This is a genomic window from Ruegeria sp. AH3 (assembly GCF_056536265.1).
In genome coordinates this window covers 165253-183337 of sequence record NZ_JBQFJL010000002.1, presented here as the reverse complement: position 1 = coordinate 183337, position 18085 = coordinate 165253, and the positions used below count along the sequence as shown (strand labels likewise).

Annotated in this window: 17 protein-coding genes; 12 read left to right on the top strand and 5 right to left on the bottom strand. The window is 56.7% G+C overall.

Going from position 1 to position 18085, the window contains the following annotated elements; translation table 11 throughout:
* Positions 1-7 precede the first annotated feature (7 nt).
* On the top strand, positions 8-952 hold the full coding sequence (locus ACR3EM_RS18435; RefSeq protein ID WP_480472097.1) for a LysR family transcriptional regulator: 945 nt from the start codon (positions 8-10) through the stop codon (positions 950-952).
* On the opposite strand, the gene ACR3EM_RS18430 is transcribed toward ACR3EM_RS18435, so the two are convergent.
* The 5 genes from ACR3EM_RS18430 to glmS are packed head-to-tail and all read right to left on the bottom strand — an operon-like array spanning position 927 to position 6165.
* On the bottom strand, positions 927-1778 hold the full coding sequence (locus ACR3EM_RS18430; RefSeq protein ID WP_480472096.1) for an HpcH/HpaI aldolase/citrate lyase family protein: 852 nt from the start codon (positions 1776-1778) through the stop codon (positions 927-929). The two genes, ACR3EM_RS18435 and ACR3EM_RS18430, sit on opposite strands and share 26 nt — an antisense overlap.
* Complete coding sequence (locus tag ACR3EM_RS18425) at positions 1775-2932, bottom strand: CaiB/BaiF CoA transferase family protein (protein WP_480472095.1); 1158 nt, start codon at positions 2930-2932, stop codon at positions 1775-1777. The genes ACR3EM_RS18430 and ACR3EM_RS18425 overlap by 4 nt, the downstream gene beginning before the upstream one ends.
* Positions 2929-4176 (bottom strand): methylaspartate ammonia-lyase, encoded by a 1248-nt coding sequence (locus tag ACR3EM_RS18420; RefSeq protein WP_480472094.1) that lies wholly within the window; start codon positions 4174-4176, stop codon positions 2929-2931. The genes ACR3EM_RS18425 and ACR3EM_RS18420 overlap by 4 nt, the downstream gene beginning before the upstream one ends.
* A gap of 15 nt (positions 4177-4191) precedes the next feature.
* Positions 4192-5658, bottom strand: a complete 1467-nt coding sequence (locus ACR3EM_RS18415) for a methylaspartate mutase subunit E (RefSeq protein ID WP_480472093.1) — start codon at positions 5656-5658, stop codon at positions 4192-4194.
* 15 nt (positions 5659-5673) lie between these two features.
* The gene (glmS, locus tag ACR3EM_RS18410; RefSeq protein WP_480472092.1) at positions 5674-6165 is read right to left on the bottom strand and encodes a methylaspartate mutase subunit S; all 492 of its coding nucleotides are present in this window, start codon (positions 6163-6165) and stop codon (positions 5674-5676) included.
* 469 nt (positions 6166-6634) lie between these two features.
* On the opposite strand from glmS, the gene ACR3EM_RS18405 reads away from it, so the two are divergent.
* The 11 genes from ACR3EM_RS18405 (at position 6635) to ACR3EM_RS18355 (ending at position 17743) form a co-directional block, all read left to right on the top strand.
* Complete coding sequence (locus ACR3EM_RS18405) at positions 6635-7285, top strand: helix-turn-helix domain-containing protein (protein WP_480472091.1); 651 nt, start codon at positions 6635-6637, stop codon at positions 7283-7285.
* 174 nt (positions 7286-7459) lie between these two features.
* Positions 7460-8356 carry a class II glutamine amidotransferase gene (locus tag ACR3EM_RS18400; RefSeq protein ID WP_480472090.1) on the top strand — a complete coding sequence of 299 codons (897 nt, stop codon included), beginning with the start codon at positions 7460-7462 and terminating at the stop codon, positions 8354-8356.
* Position 8357: 1 nt separating this feature from the next.
* Complete coding sequence (locus ACR3EM_RS18395; RefSeq protein WP_480472089.1) at positions 8358-9041, top strand: protein GlxC; 684 nt, start codon at positions 8358-8360, stop codon at positions 9039-9041.
* Between the two features lie 20 nt (positions 9042-9061).
* Complete coding sequence (locus tag ACR3EM_RS18390; protein WP_480472898.1) at positions 9062-10390, top strand: FMN-binding glutamate synthase family protein; 1329 nt, start codon at positions 9062-9064, stop codon at positions 10388-10390.
* An 84-nt stretch (positions 10391-10474) separates the two neighbouring features.
* Complete coding sequence (glnT, locus tag ACR3EM_RS18385) at positions 10475-11803, top strand: type III glutamate--ammonia ligase (RefSeq protein ID WP_480472088.1); 1329 nt, start codon at positions 10475-10477, stop codon at positions 11801-11803.
* A gap of 365 nt (positions 11804-12168) precedes the next feature.
* Complete coding sequence (locus ACR3EM_RS18380) at positions 12169-12789, top strand: nitronate monooxygenase (RefSeq protein ID WP_480472087.1); 621 nt, start codon at positions 12169-12171, stop codon at positions 12787-12789.
* Between the two features lie 322 nt (positions 12790-13111).
* Complete coding sequence (locus tag ACR3EM_RS18375; RefSeq protein WP_480472086.1) at positions 13112-14221, top strand: aromatic ring-hydroxylating oxygenase subunit alpha; 1110 nt, start codon at positions 13112-13114, stop codon at positions 14219-14221.
* Between the two features lie 15 nt (positions 14222-14236).
* Entirely contained in the window at positions 14237-14674 is a 438-nt protein-coding gene (gene gloA / locus ACR3EM_RS18370) for a lactoylglutathione lyase (RefSeq protein ID WP_480472085.1), read from the top strand.
* Between the two features lie 3 nt (positions 14675-14677).
* The gene (locus ACR3EM_RS18365; protein ID WP_480472084.1) at positions 14678-15076 is read left to right on the top strand and encodes a cupin domain-containing protein; all 399 of its coding nucleotides are present in this window, start codon (positions 14678-14680) and stop codon (positions 15074-15076) included.
* Positions 15077-15224: 148 nt separating this feature from the next.
* Positions 15225-16664, top strand: a complete 1440-nt coding sequence (locus ACR3EM_RS18360) for a glutamine synthetase family protein (protein WP_480472083.1) — start codon at positions 15225-15227, stop codon at positions 16662-16664.
* 62 nt (positions 16665-16726) lie between these two features.
* Positions 16727-17743 carry an alpha/beta fold hydrolase gene (locus tag ACR3EM_RS18355; protein ID WP_480472082.1) on the top strand — a complete coding sequence of 339 codons (1017 nt, stop codon included), beginning with the start codon at positions 16727-16729 and terminating at the stop codon, positions 17741-17743.
* The last annotated feature ends 342 nt before the right edge of the window (positions 17744-18085 follow it).

Here is an 18085-nt window from a genome sequence, read left to right as displayed (position 1 = left end):
AATTGCGATGTCACCGTCGTCTGAAAAGATCACCTTACGCCAGTTGCAGATTTTTCTGGTTGCGATCGAAACCCGCAGCTTTGTGCGCGCAGCTGAGAGGTTGTCGCTGACACCACCTGCAGTATCAATGCAGATGAGCCGTTTGAGCGAGGCGTTTGGCGCGCCTCTGTTCGAAAAGTCAGGGCGCTCGGTCATTCCCAGTGAGGTGGCCACCGCCCTTGTGCCCTATGCCGAACGGATGACGGAAACGTTGTCCGAGGCGGTTGATGTGGTGCAGATTATGCAGGGTAAACTGGATCACCGTGTGCGGGTCGCCATGGTCTCGACAGCGCGCAATTTCGGGCCGCATCTGTTGGCGCAATTTCAACAGCAGCATCCCGAATGCGATCTGCAGTTCAAGATTGCAAACCGTCGTGAGGTAATCGCGATGCTGGATGACGGTCAGATCGATTTGGCGCTGATGGGGCGCCCACCGAGGCGGCTGGAAACGACCTCACACCAGTTTGCCAAGCACCCATATGTCCTGATCGGACATCCGGACCATCCGCTGGTACGATCCAGCCGCATCCGCCGGTCAGATTTGCCTGCCCATAATTTCCTGGTGCGCGAGAAAGGGTCGGGAACACGTATGGTACACGAACATTTCTTTTCCGATTCAGGGCTGCCGCAGCCCCGAGCGCAGGAAATGGAAAGCAATGCCAACATCAAACAGGCGGTCATGGCGAATATGGGATTGGCTTTCATATCGGCCCATACGATTGCGCTGGAAATCATGGCGAACAAGCTCAGGATTCTGAATGTCGAAGGCATGCCGGAATACCGCGATTGGTTTGTCCTTCATCTTCGCGACAAGCCCTTGCGCCCTGCTGCGCGTGCCTTTCGGGATTTTGTCGATCAGGAAGGGCCTGGTTTCATGCGAGACTTTTTCAAAGACGCCGGGATTGCAACATAGCCTGCGCCCGGACCACGATTGGGAGGTCTATCATTTTTCCGTCCAACATGATTGCCCCTAAACCCTGTCCAACCGCGGTTTCATATGCCTCGACGACACGGGTGGCATAGTTAATCTCATCAGCATTCGGGGCGAAAACGGAATTCACGACGCCGACTTGGCGCGGGTGAATACACATGACCCCATCAAATCCGATACTGCGTCCAAGCTCGACGCTGGTTCTGAACAGATCCATATTGTCAATTTCGGCGATGCTTGCAGGTAGCCCAATTGCTTCAAGACCTGCTGCCTTTGCAGCCCAGATCAGGGATTGTGCGGCAGGCTGCAGGGCGGCGGCGATGGGAAGACAACCGGAATCGGTCGAGAAGTCTTCGGTGCCGAAGGCCAGAGCTTTCAATCGCGGCGTGGATCGTGCGATGACCGAAGCGTGCAACAATGCCTCGGTTGTTTCGATAAGCGCAATCAGTCCGATCTGACGGTCCTGCACTTTGTTCTGGCGTTCCAGCAAGGAGAGGTAATCGTCGATCAGACGCAGGTGGTCCGCTCCTATGACTTTGGGCAACATGATAGCCTCGACCCCGGGTAGGATGGCGGTTTCAAGATCCCGCACGCATTCGCCTAGATCGGCATTCACCCGAACAATGACCGGCATATCTTGCGCCACCAGCGTTGAAACCGTGTCGGCCAGACCATCCCGCGCAGCCTGTTTGCGGTCACGCGGCACGCTGTCTTCCAGATCCAGCAGGATCGCATCTGCACCGCGTTCATGCGCGCGTGCCACCAAACCGGCCCGATGCGCAGGGGTAAACAGGTAGGACCGGATCATGCCGGGACCTGCTCGGCAAACTCCATCCGAATAATGTCGGAATGTTCGCCGAGCGCCGGGACCCGACCAAAATGCGGGGTTTCGGGGTCGAAGCTGTGGCGCACCGGCGCGGCAACCAAATGTGCCTCTTCGCCGTTTTCCAGAGTAACTGCCGTGCGGCGCAGCTGAGGATGCTCGGCAAAGGCTCCGACCGAGTTTACCGCGCCATAAGCGATAGCCGCATTGAACAGTTTGGCCTCCAGCGCGGCCCGGTCATGTGCTAAGAAGAAGCTTGCCACGATTTCATCAAGAGCGGCGCGATTGGCAACGCGCTGCGCGGCGTCGCAGAACCGGAGGTCCGTGGCCAGTTCAGGCTGTTCGATCACTTCGGCACACAGGCGTTTCCATTCGCGTTCGTTTTGGATCGAGATCGCCAGAATTTCGTTATCTGCCGTAGTGAATCCGCCATATGGTGCGATCGAGGGATGGTGCAGGCCCACCGGTTGCGGCGCATTGCCAGCGTAGACTGTGTGCATCAAGGGCACGGTCATCCAATCGGCGGCAGTATCGAACAGGGACAGTTTCACCGCGCTGCCCTCGCCGCTGATGCCGCGCGCAATAAGGGCTTTCTGAATGCCAATAATGGCGTTCATGCTTGCACCGATATCGCAGACCGACACACCGATACGGCCCGGATGGCCCGGGGCCCCATTTACGGACACAAGCCCGCTCTCGCATTGCACCAGAAAGTCATAAGCCTTCATGTCGCTATAACGACCATCCTCGCCATAGCCGCTGATGTCACAGGTGATCAGGCGCGGGTTGCGTTTGCGCAGCACATCCTCTCCAAAGCCGGCACGGGCAATCGCGCCCGGTGCAAGGTTCTGGATGAACACATCCGCCTTATCGAGAATCCGGTGTAGCAGCGCGGCATCCTCAGGGTTCTTGATGTCCAGACACAGGCTTTCCTTGCCGTGATTGGCCCAGACAAAATACGAGGCCGAACCTTTGACCGCTCCATCATATTTTCGGGCAAAATCGCCGGTGTCTCGTTCGATTTTGATCACGCGTGCGCCACCCTGGGCAAAGTGACAGGATGCAAGAGGTGCCGCAACGGCCTGTTCCAATGAAACAACCAGCAGGCCTTCGTAAGGTTTGAATGGGGTATCGGTCATGCGGCGTCTCGCGTCTGCAAAAGGGCAAGGGTGCGGTGCATTTCATTGGCAACGATTGTCATGCCTTCGTCAAAACCCATGCCAGGTTTGACCAGAACGCGGTCGGGCCGGGTCGCCATGGCTGCATGCAGGCAGGCACGGGCTGAGATATCGGTCTCGTTGCAGGTACCGCCCTGATAGGCCGCAACACCATTGGCCTTGCAGTAGAGAACGGCATCGATGGTATTGTGCAACGATCCCAGGTCCGGCGTTTTGATCTGAACCATGTCGCAGCAGCCAGCGTCAACAAAACGCATAACGTCCTCGAACGTGTTGCACCATTCGTCCGCGACGATTTTAACATTGCTACCAAGCGTCTTTAGAACGGTACGAATATCACCCAGCAGGGTGATCTGGCCCTCCTGCGATCCGGCATCCGCTGGCCCTTCGATATACAGATCGAACGGTGCAGCGCGGCGCTCCAGTGTGGCCAGATAGCTGGCGATCTTGTCATCGTCATTGTCGAAGATCATTCCGATTGTGCCATAGACATCAATATGCAGCACCGGGTGATAGCCTGGATCGCTGCGCAGGTCCTGGATGCGCCGTGACAGCCACGTGACATATTCGGCCAGTTTGCCGCCGTTTTGCCCCAGTTTTTGCGGGATGTTGTTGATCAGGCCATGGGGCAGGGCATCGACGCGTTTCAACACCATCTTGTCCACGGCTTCATAGCGGTTGTCGCCACTTTGCCCGAACAGCTTCAACGGAGCGATAACCGGTTCCAACCCCCATTCGTCGCAGACAACTTCAAATTTTATCCTGCCTTTCGCAATAGCCGCGGCCGACAGCAAAGCTTGTGACAAGCCGTATCTGACCGCCGTATGCAGCGGCTGCCCGTCGATTGTCAGCTTATCGAAATACGCCGCACTTTTGCGAAAGTTTGTGACGTCGTGCCCGATCAACCGAGGGGCCAGATGTTGCTTTAGAAACGGGATGACCTGCCCGGCCAAAAACAGGGGATCGCGGCCCGCGGCGCCGGAATACTGAACTGCCGCACAATCGCCTTCGGCAATCTGCCCGTTGTCCAGTTCAAGCAGGATCGAAACGCTCTCTCCAAATTGTCTGACACGGGCGAAACCCTCGGTTATGGCCGCACCGCTATAGACGAAACCGTCCTGCTTGGCGCCCAGTTTGATGGCCGCCTGATCGTCAAAATAGTACGAGGCGAGCCCCGGAGCAAAAACGACATTCTTGATCTTCATCTTACACTCTGTGAGTTAGGCGGTGATCGCAGGGCGACCAATCAGTTTGCTGGCGGATATGGCACGGACGTCGTCGACCACCATGTCAAAGGATACGTCCCGCCCTTCCGCGCGGGCGCGTTCGGCGATCCGATCCTTGTGGAAGGTCATGACATCTTTGGGCAGCGGCACGTTCCCGGTCTCAAAGATCCTCAATGCCCCATGGTTGTCGCGCACTGGCGTCAGTTTCCCCGCGTTACCCGAGGCCGGAGCGAAGGGCACATCCATTACACCGGTTTCAAAGGCCAATACCGCACCGCGCGCGATGTCACCCTTTCCCAGTTTTAATACGGCGCGCATGACGGCGTGAACTTCGGCCTCGATCACTTCAACCTCAGTGAGGATTTCATTGCCGTCGTTCCGGTTCTGATCCGCGATCATGTTCACCATCTGCCGGGTTGCCTTAAGACCGGCTTGATTTGCCTCGAGTGAAGGAATCCCGCTGGCTTCATGCGGAGTCTTGACAATTATCTTAGTGGCCCGCGCTTGTTTGGCGGCCAAGGCACCCAAGCAAATTACCGCTGTGGCCTTAGCCTCGTCTTCGGGGAAGCCGCCCATCCACTGATGGAAAACGGTCGTCAGCTTGTAGTCCTCATAACCCGCGTTCTGGAAATAGTGATGACCCAACCGCCGCAGCGACCGCAGCGCTGCCACGTCCTGAACAAGATTGCCGGCCTGACCGTAACCCAGCGTGATACAGCGCACGCCCTGTTCCAGCGCCAGCAGCCCTTCGATGATTGCGACGACATGAGACACGAATGGCGGTACAAGCGTTCCGGTCAACGGGCCGAAAGGCTCGCGATTGATGCGCACACCGTGCTCTTCGAAACGCCCTACCAGCCGGTCGCAATATTGCCAGTGGCGGATCGACTGTTCCAGCGGGATATTCTTGGCATAGGGAATGTTGTACGAAATACCGCCGCCCTCGTAGGACGAGAACCCGGCGCTCAGCGTCACCTCGGTCAGCAGCCGCGCATCCGGAGTTCCATGACGCACCTGGATCGGCTTCGACACTGCATCCACCAGTTTTTCGCACCCGGTGACACCGTGATTTACAGCCGGAAACCCATTCAACAATGAGGTTCCGGCAGCGCGGGACCGATCGATGCCTTCCTGCGCCTCGTCATAGCGGTTGTGGCGCGTGTAGGCGTCGATGGTGGTGGGCAACACATCGCAATACGGGGACAGACCTTCCATCAACGCTGTATGTTCCCGCAACAACGCCACACCAGCGCGCGGCTGCAGCAGTGTTTTCCCTGTTTCGTCCGCTTGTGCCAGTGCCACCGAGAATTGCTTGTCCTCGGGCAGTGCAGCCTGACGCTCAACCGCGGTTTCAAAATTTACTTCGGAACCCGTGTGCCATGATTGAAGAACGGTTTCGCGTTCAGCGTCAAAAACGGCATCGGCCAGCCGGGTATTCGTGATCTCTGGCATGTCAGTCATGTCATCATCGGCCGTCTACACGGCAGCCCAGTCGGTAAATCTGATCGAGACTGCGCCGGAGTTATGGCCGATATTCGGAATGCGGCGCAGATCGATATCGTCCTTCAGCAACGCGACAACATCGCTGATGTTGACCGAGGCTGGAAAGACGCGGTCATATCCCATGTCCTGAAAGCACTGCGCAACAGTCGCAAAGTCCCGCTTGCCGATCACAAGGTTCCCGCCGACATACAACAGAATTTCCCCAATCCCTGCGTTTTCACATCGCTCACGCAGCCCCTGGCAATCGATTTCACCGTGGCCATAGATCGACGACACAAGGATCGCGTCTGCGTTTTCTGCAAGTGCTGCTGTGACGAACTCTGCCTGACTGACCATGACACCAAGATTGACGACTTCTATCCCAGCCCGGGTCAGCAGGCTGGTCAGGATCTTGTTTCCAACGGCGTGGCAATCAGCGCCGATTACGCCCAGAACTACTTTGTACGTTTTTTCTGCCGCAAACATCTGTGGTGTCTCCTCCTGTCGCGCTGCCGGAGTTGGTAATTGCGATTCTCAGTTACGTAAAGAAAAATGACCGGCTTTTTATTATAGATAAGTTTTAGTTACTTTATGAGTGATCCTAGATGATACTCTCTCGGGCAAGCTGTAAACGACTTCTCCGTTTAGAAGCTTATCCCGGAACCTTGCGAACGGTATCCGTTCTCTAAAGGCGTACATGGCTGGATGTCAGTGGTCTTGGCGCCGGTTGTCGCAGCTGTCAGAACAATCAGGAAGCATACAAAGAAAATCCGAAACACTGTTGCGACGGATCAATCGTCGTGCGCAAAAGCTCCTGATTGGGACCATCCCGATACCGAAATCCGGAACCTAAGCACTGAGATGAAAAAAAACCGCCCGCCAAGACCGACTACCCAAATCAGGTTGTCATGTGTCATGGTTGGATTAGACATCCAAAGAGATCAAGAGGACCGGAATGGCGCAGGCCGAAACGACCGATGAAAAAGTGATCTTTTCGCAAGACCCACATAAAGTTCGGGACAGTAGCGAAAAGAATCTGGAAACTGCGATCGGGCGCGAAATCAAGGCTTTGCGATTGCAGCAGGATACGACAATTGCCGAATTGTCGGTGTTGACCGGTTTGTCGATCAGTATGTTGTCCAAAATCGAAAACGGTGCAACTTCGCCTTCATTGACGACGCTGCAGTCCCTTGCAGATGCGCTGAGCACACCGATTACGTCGTTCTTTCGCCGCTATGAGGAAACTCGCAACGCGGTGCATACGAAAGCGGGCGAGGGCGTCGAGACCGAGAGGGCGGGCACCCGAGCCGGACATCAGTACAACCTTTTGGGCCATTTGGGGGCCAATGCCAGCGGAGTCGTGGTTGAGCCCTATCTGATTTCGCTGACCGAGGAGTCGGATAAGTTTCCTACGTTCCAGCATGACGGGATCGAAATGCTGTATATGCTGGAAGGTGAGGTCGATTATCGCCATGGCGACAGCATCTATGCATTGAAGCCGGGGGATACTCTTTTCTTTGATGCCGACGCGCCTCACGGGCCCGAGATTTTGGTGAAACTGCCCGCCAAGTATCTGTCGATCATCTCATATCCTCAGACCAGTTGATCCTTAACGTCTTGTTTTCTTTTGAACCGGGATGGCAGTCGCCTCGGGTGTTTGATGCGTGCGAGCCAGCTTCCGAACGCATTTTCCCCACATGAAAATTTATTTCTTCTTGTTGTTTTCTTGAAGTTGGGCTGATAACGTCAGATTCGACAAAACTTCAGAGGGCAAAAGCTAATGTGCGGAATTGTCGGACTATTCCTTAAGGACCAGTCACTTGCACCCCAATTGGGTTCGATGCTGACGGATATGCTGGTCACGATGACCGACCGGGGCCCGGACAGCGCAGGTATTGCAATTTATGGCGCCGAGGCGAACGGCGCTGCGAAACTAACGGTGCAGTCGGATTCACCCGACGAGGATTTTCGGACCCTTGCGGCGGATCTTGAGGCTGCGATTGGAACAAAAGTTTCCTTGCGGTCGAATGACACTCATGCCGTTCTGGAATTGGACGGTACGAAGGTCGAGCAGGCGCGTCAGGCCGTGCGTGAGCTGCGCCCCGGACTGCGCGTAATGTCGGACGGCGCGACGATTGAAATTTACAAAGAGGTTGGCCTGCCCAAGGACGTGGCGGAGCGATTCAACGTCTCGACCATGAGCGGTAGCCATGGCATCGGCCATACGCGGATGGCAACTGAATCTGCCGTGACTACTGAGGGGGCGCACCCGTTCAACACCGGCTCGGATCAATGCCTCGTGCACAATGGGTCGCTGTCGAACCACAATGCGCTGCGTCGCAAGCTTAAGCGCGAAGGCGTTCGCGTTGAATCGATGAATGATACCGAGGTTGGTGCAGCTTACCTGACCTGGAAGATGCAGAACGGCGCAACTCTGGGTGAGGCGTTGGAAAGCAGTCTGGAAGATCTGGACGGGTTCTTCACTTTCGTCGTCGGCACCAAAGACGGGTTCGGCGTGGTCCGTGACCCGATCGCCTGTAAACCGGCCGTTATGGCCGAGACTGACCAATATGTCGCCTTTGGCAGTGAATACCGCGCGCTGGTTAATCTGCCCGGCATCGAAGACGCCCGCGTCTGGGAACCTGAACCTTCGACCGTCTATTTCTGGAGCCACTAAGATGCAGACTTACGACGTTGCAGAAAGCGGCCTACGTGGTTTGAACTCGACCCTTCAGGCGCAGAGTAAAGAGACCAATCAAACCAGTTGGGAAGTTCAGAACCCCAAGGGCAGCCACGCCATCGCAGTGGGTCTGGACGCGCCGATTGAGGTCACCGTCAAAGGCTCGACCGGGTATTATTGCGCAGGCATGAACCAACAGGCTACCATCAAGGTCGAGGGTTCGGTGGGTCCGGGTGTTGCCGAAAACATGATGTCGGGCACCGTGATCGTCGAAGGCGATGCCAGTCAATATGCCGGGGCGACCGGGCATGGCGGTTTGCTGGTGATCAAGGGCAATGCCAGCTCGCGCTGCGGGATTTCCATGAAAGGGATCGATATCGTCGTCCATGGCAATATCGGCCACATGTCTGCTTTCATGGCACAGGCTGGCAATCTGGTGGTCTGCGGCGATGCGGGCGATGCGCTTGGCGACTCGCTGTATGAGGCACGGCTGTTTGTGCGCGGCTCGGTCAAAAGTCTTGGCGCGGATTGCATTGAGAAAGAGATGCGGCCCGAACATCTGGAACTGCTGGCCGACCTTCTGGAACGCGCCGGAACAGATGCGAAGCCGGAGGAATTCAAGCGCTATGGCTCGGCCCGTCAGCTCTATAATTTCGACGTCGACAACGCAGCCGCTTACTGAGGACGAAGGGTATGAAAGATATGGATCAGACCATCCCCCGCACCATGCCGATCCAGTCGGCGACGTTTACCAACCCGATCAACGCTGAGATCCGGCGCGCGGCGGCGACCGGCATTTATGACATTCGCGGTGGCGGAGCCAAACGCAAGGTGCCCCATTTTGATGACCTGCTGTTTCTGGGTGCATCAGTGTCCCGCTATCCGCTCGAAGGGTATCGCGAACGTTGCGATACCTCGGTGACGCTGGGTACGCGCTTTGCCAAGAAACCCATCGAGCTGGACATTCCCGTGACCATCGCGGGCATGAGCTTTGGGGCTCTGTCCGGTCCCGCGAAAGAAGCACTGGGTCGCGGCGCGTCGATGGCTGGAACATCGACTACTACTGGCGACGGCGGCATGACGCCCGAAGAACGCGGACATTCGTCCAAGTTGGTCTATCAGTATCTGCCGTCGCGCTATGGCATGAACCCGAACGATCTGCGCAAGGCGGATGCGATTGAAGTTGTTGTCGGTCAGGGTGCGAAGCCCGGCGGCGGCGGTATGCTGCTGGGACAGAAGATCAGCGACCGCGTGGCTGAGATGCGCACGTTGCCCAAGGGTATCGACCAGCGCTCGGCCTGTCGTCATCCGGATTGGACCGGGCCGGATGACCTGGAAATCAAGATCCTCGAACTGCGTGAAATCACCGACTGGCAGGTGCCGATCTACGTGAAAGTCGGTGCGACCCGGCCCTATTACGATACAGCGCTGGCCGTGAAAGCCGGGGCTGACGTGGTGGTGATGGACGGGATGCAGGGCGGCACAGCCGCGACGCAGGATGTGTTTATCGAACATGTTGGCATTCCTACGCTGGCCTGTATCCGACCGGCCGTACAGGCGCTACAGGACCTGGGCGTGCATCGTGAAGTGCAGCTTGTGATCTCGGGTGGTATCCGCACCGGTGCCGATGTGGCCAAAGCCATGGCTCTGGGTGCGGATGCGGTGGCTATTGGTACTGCGGCCCTCATCGCTTTGGGCGACAACGACCCGAAATGGGAGAGCGAGTACCAGAAACTCGGTACCACCACCGGAGCGTATGATGACTGGCACGAAGGGCAGGACCCTGCGGGCATCACCACGCAGGACCCGGAACTGGCCGCGCGTCTAGACCCGATCGAAGCGGGTCGTCGGTTGCGCAATTACCTGAAGGTGATGACGCTTGAGGCGCAGACCATCGCGCGTGCTTGCGGCCACAATCACCTGCACAATCTGGAACCCGAGGACCTGTGTGCCCTGACCATGGAGGCCGCCGCCATGGCACGTGTGCCGCTGGCGGGCACCGACTGGTACCCGGGCAAGGCAGGGTTCTGATCGACACATGAGACCAAGGCGCGGCCCGACAGGGCGGCGCCTTTCTTCTATTGAGACATATCAACAGGGAAAGGGAGGCCGACCATGACGATAGATCTGGCTGCTTTCGCCAAGGAAAAAGGCGTCAAATACTTCATGATTTCGTTCACCGATCTGTTTGGTGGACAGCGGGCCAAGCTGGTGCCCGCACAGGCCATCGCCGACATGCAGGAGGACGGTGCGGGCTTTGCTGGCTTCGCCACGTATCTCGACATGACCCCGGCGCATCCGGATATGTTGGCGGTGCCCGATCCATCCTCGGTCATTCAGTTGCCCTGGAAGCCCGAGGTTGCCTGGGTGGCCGGAAACTGTGTGATGGAGGGCAAGGACGTGGCGCAAGCCCCGCGCAACGTGCTGCGCCGCTTGATTGACGAGGCCGCTGCCGAAGGCATGCATGTCAAAACGGGTATCGAAGCGGAATTCTTCCTGCTGACCCCGGATGGCGAGCAAATCAGTGACCCGTTCGATACGGCGGAAAAGCCTTGTTACGATCAACAGGCCGTCATGCGCCGCTATGATGTGGTGCGTGAGATTTGCGACTACATGCTGGAACTGGGCTGGGGCCCGTATCAGAACGACCACGAAGACGCCAACGGACAGTTCGAAATGAACTGGGAGTTTGACGATGTTCTGAAGACGGCTGACAAGCATTCGTTCTTCAAGTTCATGACCAAATCGGTGGCTGAAAAGCACGGCTTGCGCGCCACCTTCATGCCCAAACCCGTGGAGGGGCTGACAGGCAACGGCTGCCACGCCCATATCTCGGTCTGGGATGCGCCGGGCGCGGATGCCAAAACCAACGTGTTCGCCGGCGAAGGCGAAGGCCCCACCGGCGAGGTCGGTCTGGGTGAGCAGGGCAAGTATTTCCTCGGCGGTATCATGAAACATGCCAGCGCGCTGGCGGCGATCACCAACCCCACGGTGAACTCCTATAAACGTATCAACGCGCCGCGGACCATGTCGGGGGCGACCTGGGCCCCCAACACCGTGACCTGGACCGGTAACAATCGCACCCACATGGTGCGTGTCCCTGGCCCCGGTCGGTTCGAACTGCGCCTGCCCGATGGTGCCACCAACCCCTACCTGTTGCAGGCGGTGATCATCGCCGCCGGCCTCTCCGGCATCCGCTCGAAGGCTGATCCGGGCCGTCGCTATGACATCGACATGTATGCCGAGGGCCATACGGTCACCGATGCGCCAAAGCTGCCTCTTAACATGCTGGATGCGCTGCGTGATTACGACAAGGATACAGAGTTGAAGGCGGCCATGGGCCAGGAGTTCTCAGCAGCATATCTGAAGATGAAACATCAGGAATGGAACTCCTTCGTCTCTCACTTCTCAAGATGGGAAAAAGAACACACGCTCGATATCTGATCCTGTTTGGACGGCGCAAATTCACGCAGATTTACGCCGCAATCAGACCATCCATGTCGCCGGAGTGTTCGCCTACACTCCGGCGTTCCTGTTTCAATCGATCATCTTTTGTGAGGTGGCGCATGATCGATACCCGATTGACCCGTCTTTTCGGGCTGACCTGTCCCGTTGTTCTGGCGCCGACGCCGGGACTTGCCGACGGGTCATTGGCTGCGGCAGTCGCACGGGCGGGTGGCTTGGGGCTGATCGGTGCTGGGGAACGCGATGCGGACTGGATCGAACGCCAGTTTCAAGCCGCAGGAAATGAGCCGGTGGGCTGCGGGTTCACGACCTCGCATCTGGCAAAATCGCCCGAGCTGTTGGACATGGTTCTGGCACGGCGTCCTCGCGCAGTTTTCCTTTCTCATAGCGACCCACGTCCGTTTGCACCCCGGATTGCACAAGCCAATGTCCCGTTGATTTGTCAGGTCCTAGATTTGCAAGGCGCCGCGTTGGCCGTTGAGGCGGGTGCTGACGTAGTGGTGGCGCAAAGTAGCGTATCATCGGAGAAATCAGGAGCACGTACGACGTTTGCCTTGTTGCCCGAAGTCGCGGATTTCCTGTATCGCGAGGCGCATGACACCCTGCTGTTGGCTGCCGGAGCCATTGCCGATTCCCGCGGGCTGGCAGCCGCTTTGGTAATGGGCGCGGATGGTGTTGTCATGGGCGCTCGACTTTGGGCCAGTGAAGAAGGGCAAGTTCATTCAGACTTAGCCAAGGTCGTCCTGCATGCGACCGGGGATGATAGGGTTCAGGCCTTGAACTCAGACGAAAACCAGCCTGAGCCTGTGGTCGCACCCACTTTGCGTAACTTACATGCGACGATACCTGTTGGCGAAGGGATAGGTCTGATCAGAGACATGCCGCCGGTAGGGGATATCCTGAATACAATAACGCAAAAGGCCGAGCGGTTGATGGTGCACGCGCAGCGCAAGGTGATCCCGTAGGGCTTGCCGGGATCGCGCAGCGCAAAGCCCGCTTGAGTTCGGTATTCGAAGCCCTGTTGAACATGTGCTGCTTGATTCGAAGAGGTCGGCCGAAAAATTCTGGCGATTGTATTGAGTTTTGCTCAGCGAAATTGCGAAAACGTCATAATTGTCGAGCGGATTCAGGGTATTTTTTGCGAATCATGCAAATTTACGTGACGCATTCGTAAAAAATAATAGACAAGGTGCGTTTTTCGCAGTTCACTGCTGGCAGACACTACGAAAACGCTCGGCCGCAGAGCCGTGGTGTCGATTTCGAAACCCTATGTCAGGAACTTGAACGATGAAGCCAATCAATTCGTTGCTTGAGTCTTTCTTCGAAGAAACCACTCCAAAACGTGGCCTGCCCGCTGCGGCCTATAAGGATGCAGAATTCTGGCGGGCCGAATGTACCTCGGTCTTTACACGCAACTGGGTTTGTGTCGGGTTCGCACATGAGCTGCGTGCTGCAGGGGATGCTGTCCCGGTCACGGTGGCTGAACATCCCTTGCTGCTCATCCGTAACACTGCAGGCGAGATACGGGCTTTTCACAACATTTGCCGTCACCGTTGTCTGACCCTGGTCGATGCGCCCAAAAATGTGGGTAAGCTCATCCGCTGCCCTTATCATGCCTGGGCCTATGATCTGGACGGACAGCTGCGTGCTGCGCCTCATTTCGGTGGTGCAAACGATCATCAGGCCGAAGGGTTCGACAAGAAACGAAACAGCCTGGTCCCCGTGCGCAGCCATGTCTGGAAAGATTGGATCTTCGTCAATCTCGACGGTAACGCGCCAGATTTTGACGAGTATTCCGCCACCATTCAGGGCCGTTTGGAGGGGATGGACTGGGACAAGTTGGAATGCATCGGAACGCTCGATTTCGGCGAGATTGCCTGTAACTGGAAGTTCATCATGGAGAATTTCATCGAGCCTTACCATGTCCAGTTCGTGCATTCCTCGACCACGGATCAGCCATTGGAAGACCACTATACGATCGTCGACGGCAACTGCATGGGCAGTGCGGTTGATCTGGAGGAAGAGATCGGGACATCGGGCAGCCTGGGTGTCAGCTCGCGCTATCTGACGCTCTATCCGAACTTCATTCTGGGCCGGTATTTTCCGGACCAGATGGGGGTCTATCTGAATATCCCCACCGGCCCCGGCACAATGATGCAGAAGCGGGCGCTTTACACCACAGAAGGGCAGGCGCTGACACAGGACGAGATCGAAGGCCTGAAGCAGCTGTGGTGGGATGTGCACAAAGAAGATCATGAGATGACCGAACGGCTGCAGCTGGGACGGGCCTCATCCATCTCGGATGAAGGCGGCGTGCTGTCTCCGGCATGGGAGGACAGCGTGCGCGCGTTCCAGGAAATGGTGGCGCGGGATGTGACCGCCACCGAAAACCACTGAATTGAGGAGAAAACCGTGACCGATAATATCAGCAGCGGGTTCCGCCTTGCTCATACGATGATGCGGGTGATGGATATGGAAAAATCGCTGGAGTTCTATTGCGGGATCTTGGGGATGCAGGTCCTGCGCCGCACTGATTACCACGAAGGCAAATTCACGAACACGTTCATCGGCTATGGCCCCGAGGCGGAATTTCCGACGCTGGAACTGACCGCAAACTGGGATCAGGAAGAGTCGTATGACCACGGCAATAGCTGGGGCCATATCTGCATCGAAACCCCGGATGTCTACAAGGCGTGTGAGGATCTGGCAGCTGCCGGGGTGAATATCACACGCCCGCCGGGGCCGATGAAGAACGGCACTCGCGTCATCGCGTTCTGCGAAGACCCGGACGGCTACAAGGTTGAACTGAACGAATCCATTCTGAAACATCTGGCCAAGGAAGGGTCCTGATCCATGGGCGATAAACCACAGCTATTCAAATTCGATCTGGTCGAGGATCGCTACAACGCGATGGGCGACAGCGACACGTATATCAAGCCGATGGTGACCAGCGAATTCAGCAAGACCATGTGCGGCGGCATCAATGTGCTCAACAACATCAAGGTGCCATGGGACCTGACCTGTGACGAGATCATCTATTGCCTGGAAGGCACCTTCCGGCTGGTCTGCGATGGCGAAGAATATATCTGCAACCGCGGCGACGTTCTGTTCGTACCCAAGGACAACCACATCTCATACGAAGCAGATGAGAAGTGTGTGATCTTCTACGCTGCCTATCCGCATAACTGGAAACAACTGGCTGGGATCACCAAAGTTCCGGGCATCGATCCCGACGACTTCGTGGCGGGCTGAACGTCCGACGCTGCCTGAAGGCGGGTGTTCTTGTTCCTCTCTCAACGTCCGGGACACCCGCTTTCCCCATGGCGAGAACACCGCCCAATTCCAGACCGTCAGGTTCTGAGTTCCGAAACCTGACGGCCCCCCAACAGGAGGAAGCCAAGTGCCCAAAGACAATGCAAACAGCAAGATCTACTACGAAAGCTTTCAGGACGCGGTTGAACGCAACCGTCCCAAAATCCCCGCCGTCAAAAAGCAGTTAGAGGAGGCAGGCGTCAAATATGTGATGGGGGCCTGGATCGACCTGCATGGCATCCCCAAAACCAAGCCTGTCCCGATGAGCGATTTCGAAGAGCTGTGCCTGGGCAAAGGGCCACAATTCGCGGTGCATTCGATTTCCTATGTCCCCGAACTGAGCCCCGCCGACAGTGATCAGGTCGTGGTGCCGGATCTGGACGCGGTCTATATCTGCCCATGGGACACCTCGATGGCGATCATCTTTTCGGACCTCTACTGGGAAGATGCGCCCTATAATGTCTGCCCCCGCCAAGCACTGAAGCGCGCGATGCACGAGGCTGCGCAGGATGGCTATGTTGGCTATGCCGGAGTCGAACCCGAATTTATCGTGATGAAGTATGACGAGGCCGGTCAACCGGTGAAAGCCTTCGACAACGATCCGGCGGATGGCTTGCGCCCGCGTCGTCAGGCGTTTGGCTATGATGTGGAATATTCAGTCGACTCTATGCCGTTCCTGAAGGACATGATCGACATCATCGAAGGGCTGGGCTGGAACCTGCATGACGTGGTGGCTGAAGGCGCCTATTCTCAGTTCGAGCTTGATTTCCACTATACCAACATCCTGGAAATGTCCGACCGGCTGGCGTTCTTGCGGATTGTGTTGAAAGAGGTCGCCAAGAAACACGGTATGTTCGTAACCTTCATGCCGAAACCCACCGTGGGTGACTGGCGCTCAGGCGCACATATCAACATGTCGATGCAGCATGAAAGCCGCCCCGGCGAAAACATCTTCAAGACTGAGGATGGCGAGTGGTCGGAGGAAAGCCGTTACGCCGTCGGAGGCTTGATGCAGCACGCCGAGGCGATTACTGCGATTACCTGCCCGACTGTGAACTCGTATAACGGTTTGGTTCCACGCGTGGGTGGGTTCGAAGGCGGCACTGTCACATGGGCGCCGACCAACATCACCTTCGGGTACAACAATCGATCCGCCCAATTCCGCTTGCCGCAAAGCCGCCACTGCATTGAAAACCGCGCTTGCGACATGACGATGAATGTTTATCTGGCTATGGCGATGCACCTGACTTGTGCGGTTCAGGGGATCAAGAACAAGATCGATCCCGGCAAACCCACGGATTTCGACCTCTATTCCAAGACTGACAGTGAGCTGACCGAGCTTGGTATTCGCCGCCTGCCGCGCACCTTGTGGAACGCAATCGAAGCGTTGCGTCATGACGAGATGGCCGAACACGTGATGGGTCCGGTCATGCGCAAGTCCTATCTGGAGTACAAAAACGACGAGTGGGAGCGGTATCACCAATCTGTCACTGATTGGGAAGTGCAGGAATACCTAAGGCTCTACTGACCGAAACACGGATGGCCCCGGTGGTTTTCGGGGCCATTCTCAAATTAACAGCAGGGGTATCCATGGCACAGGAATTCCAGTTGCTCGAACTCGGCGACTTCCCACTTTTGTCAGGTGAGGTACTGAAGGGTGCCAAGCTCGCTTACCAAACCTATGGAACCCTGTCGCCCGCGCGGGATAACGTCGTCGTGCTGCCGACGTTTTATACCGGCACCAATTCCCGTAACGAGGGGTTCTTCGGCCCGGGCCGAGCCTTGGATCCGGCGCGGCATTTCATTGTCAGCCCGAACCTGTTCGGCAACGGGCGGTCATCTTCACCCTCGAACACACCTGCGCCGCAGGATGGCCCGCGATTTCCACTGGTGCAGATGTGGGACAATATCGCGGCACAGCATCGTTTGATCCACGACCATCTTGGTATCGAGCAGATCGCGCTGGTTGCAGGCTGGTCCATGGCCGGGTGCCAGTCGTACCAATGGGCAGCGCAATATCCCGATATGGTCAAGGCGATCCTGCCGTTTTGCGCCTCAGCCAAAACGTCGCCTCATAATTTTGTATTTCTCGAAGGCGTCAAAGCTGCGCTCTGCGCTGATCAAAGCTGGAACGGAGGCGATTACGATGAACCACCCGCGGCGGGGCTAAAAGCCTTTGGGCGGGTCTATGCAGGTTGGGCATTTTCCCAGACGTTTTATCGCGAAGGTCTGTATAAGCAGCTTGGCTTCAACACGATCGAAGACCTTCTGATTGACTGGGAGATCGATCATGCTGAGGGCTGGGACGCCAACAACCTTTTGGCCAAGCTGGCAACTTGGCAAGCTGGCGACATCTCAGCAGGCCCGCTTTACAATGGTGATTTCAAAGCGGCCCTTGGTGCGATCAAGGCCCGTGCAATCCTGATGCCATGCAAGCAGGATCTGTACTTCCCGCCAGAAGACAACGCCATCGAAGCGCAGCACATGCAGTATGCAGACTTCCGTCCCTATGACTCTCCTTGGGGTCACTGTGCCGCCAATCCGGGCAACGATGCAGGTTTCACCGCCTCGTTGGACTCGGGGATTCGAGAGCTTTTGCAGGAATAGTTCGCAAGAGGCATTTCGCCATTCAGGATATCATCGATGGAATGGTACTTCCGCGCGAAGACACCAGCTGTTTCCTGAAGGGTTTAGAAGGGATTTTCCGGACCGAAAGAGATCATGCACATATCAGGCAAGGAAAATCAGGAGCTGATTGAAGCGCTGGTTAAAGCCTGAAATCCACAGCATAGCCCTCGCGTTTACGGGAAATCGGTTTGAAATCTTTGAGGGTTCAGCCCTATGATCCAAGCAATGCTGGCCTGATACAACAAGAGGACGCCCCGTGAATTTATCGCGAAACTCAGAAACGGACAGGCCGTCCCGCCAACGGGGCACTCATTCGGTCGG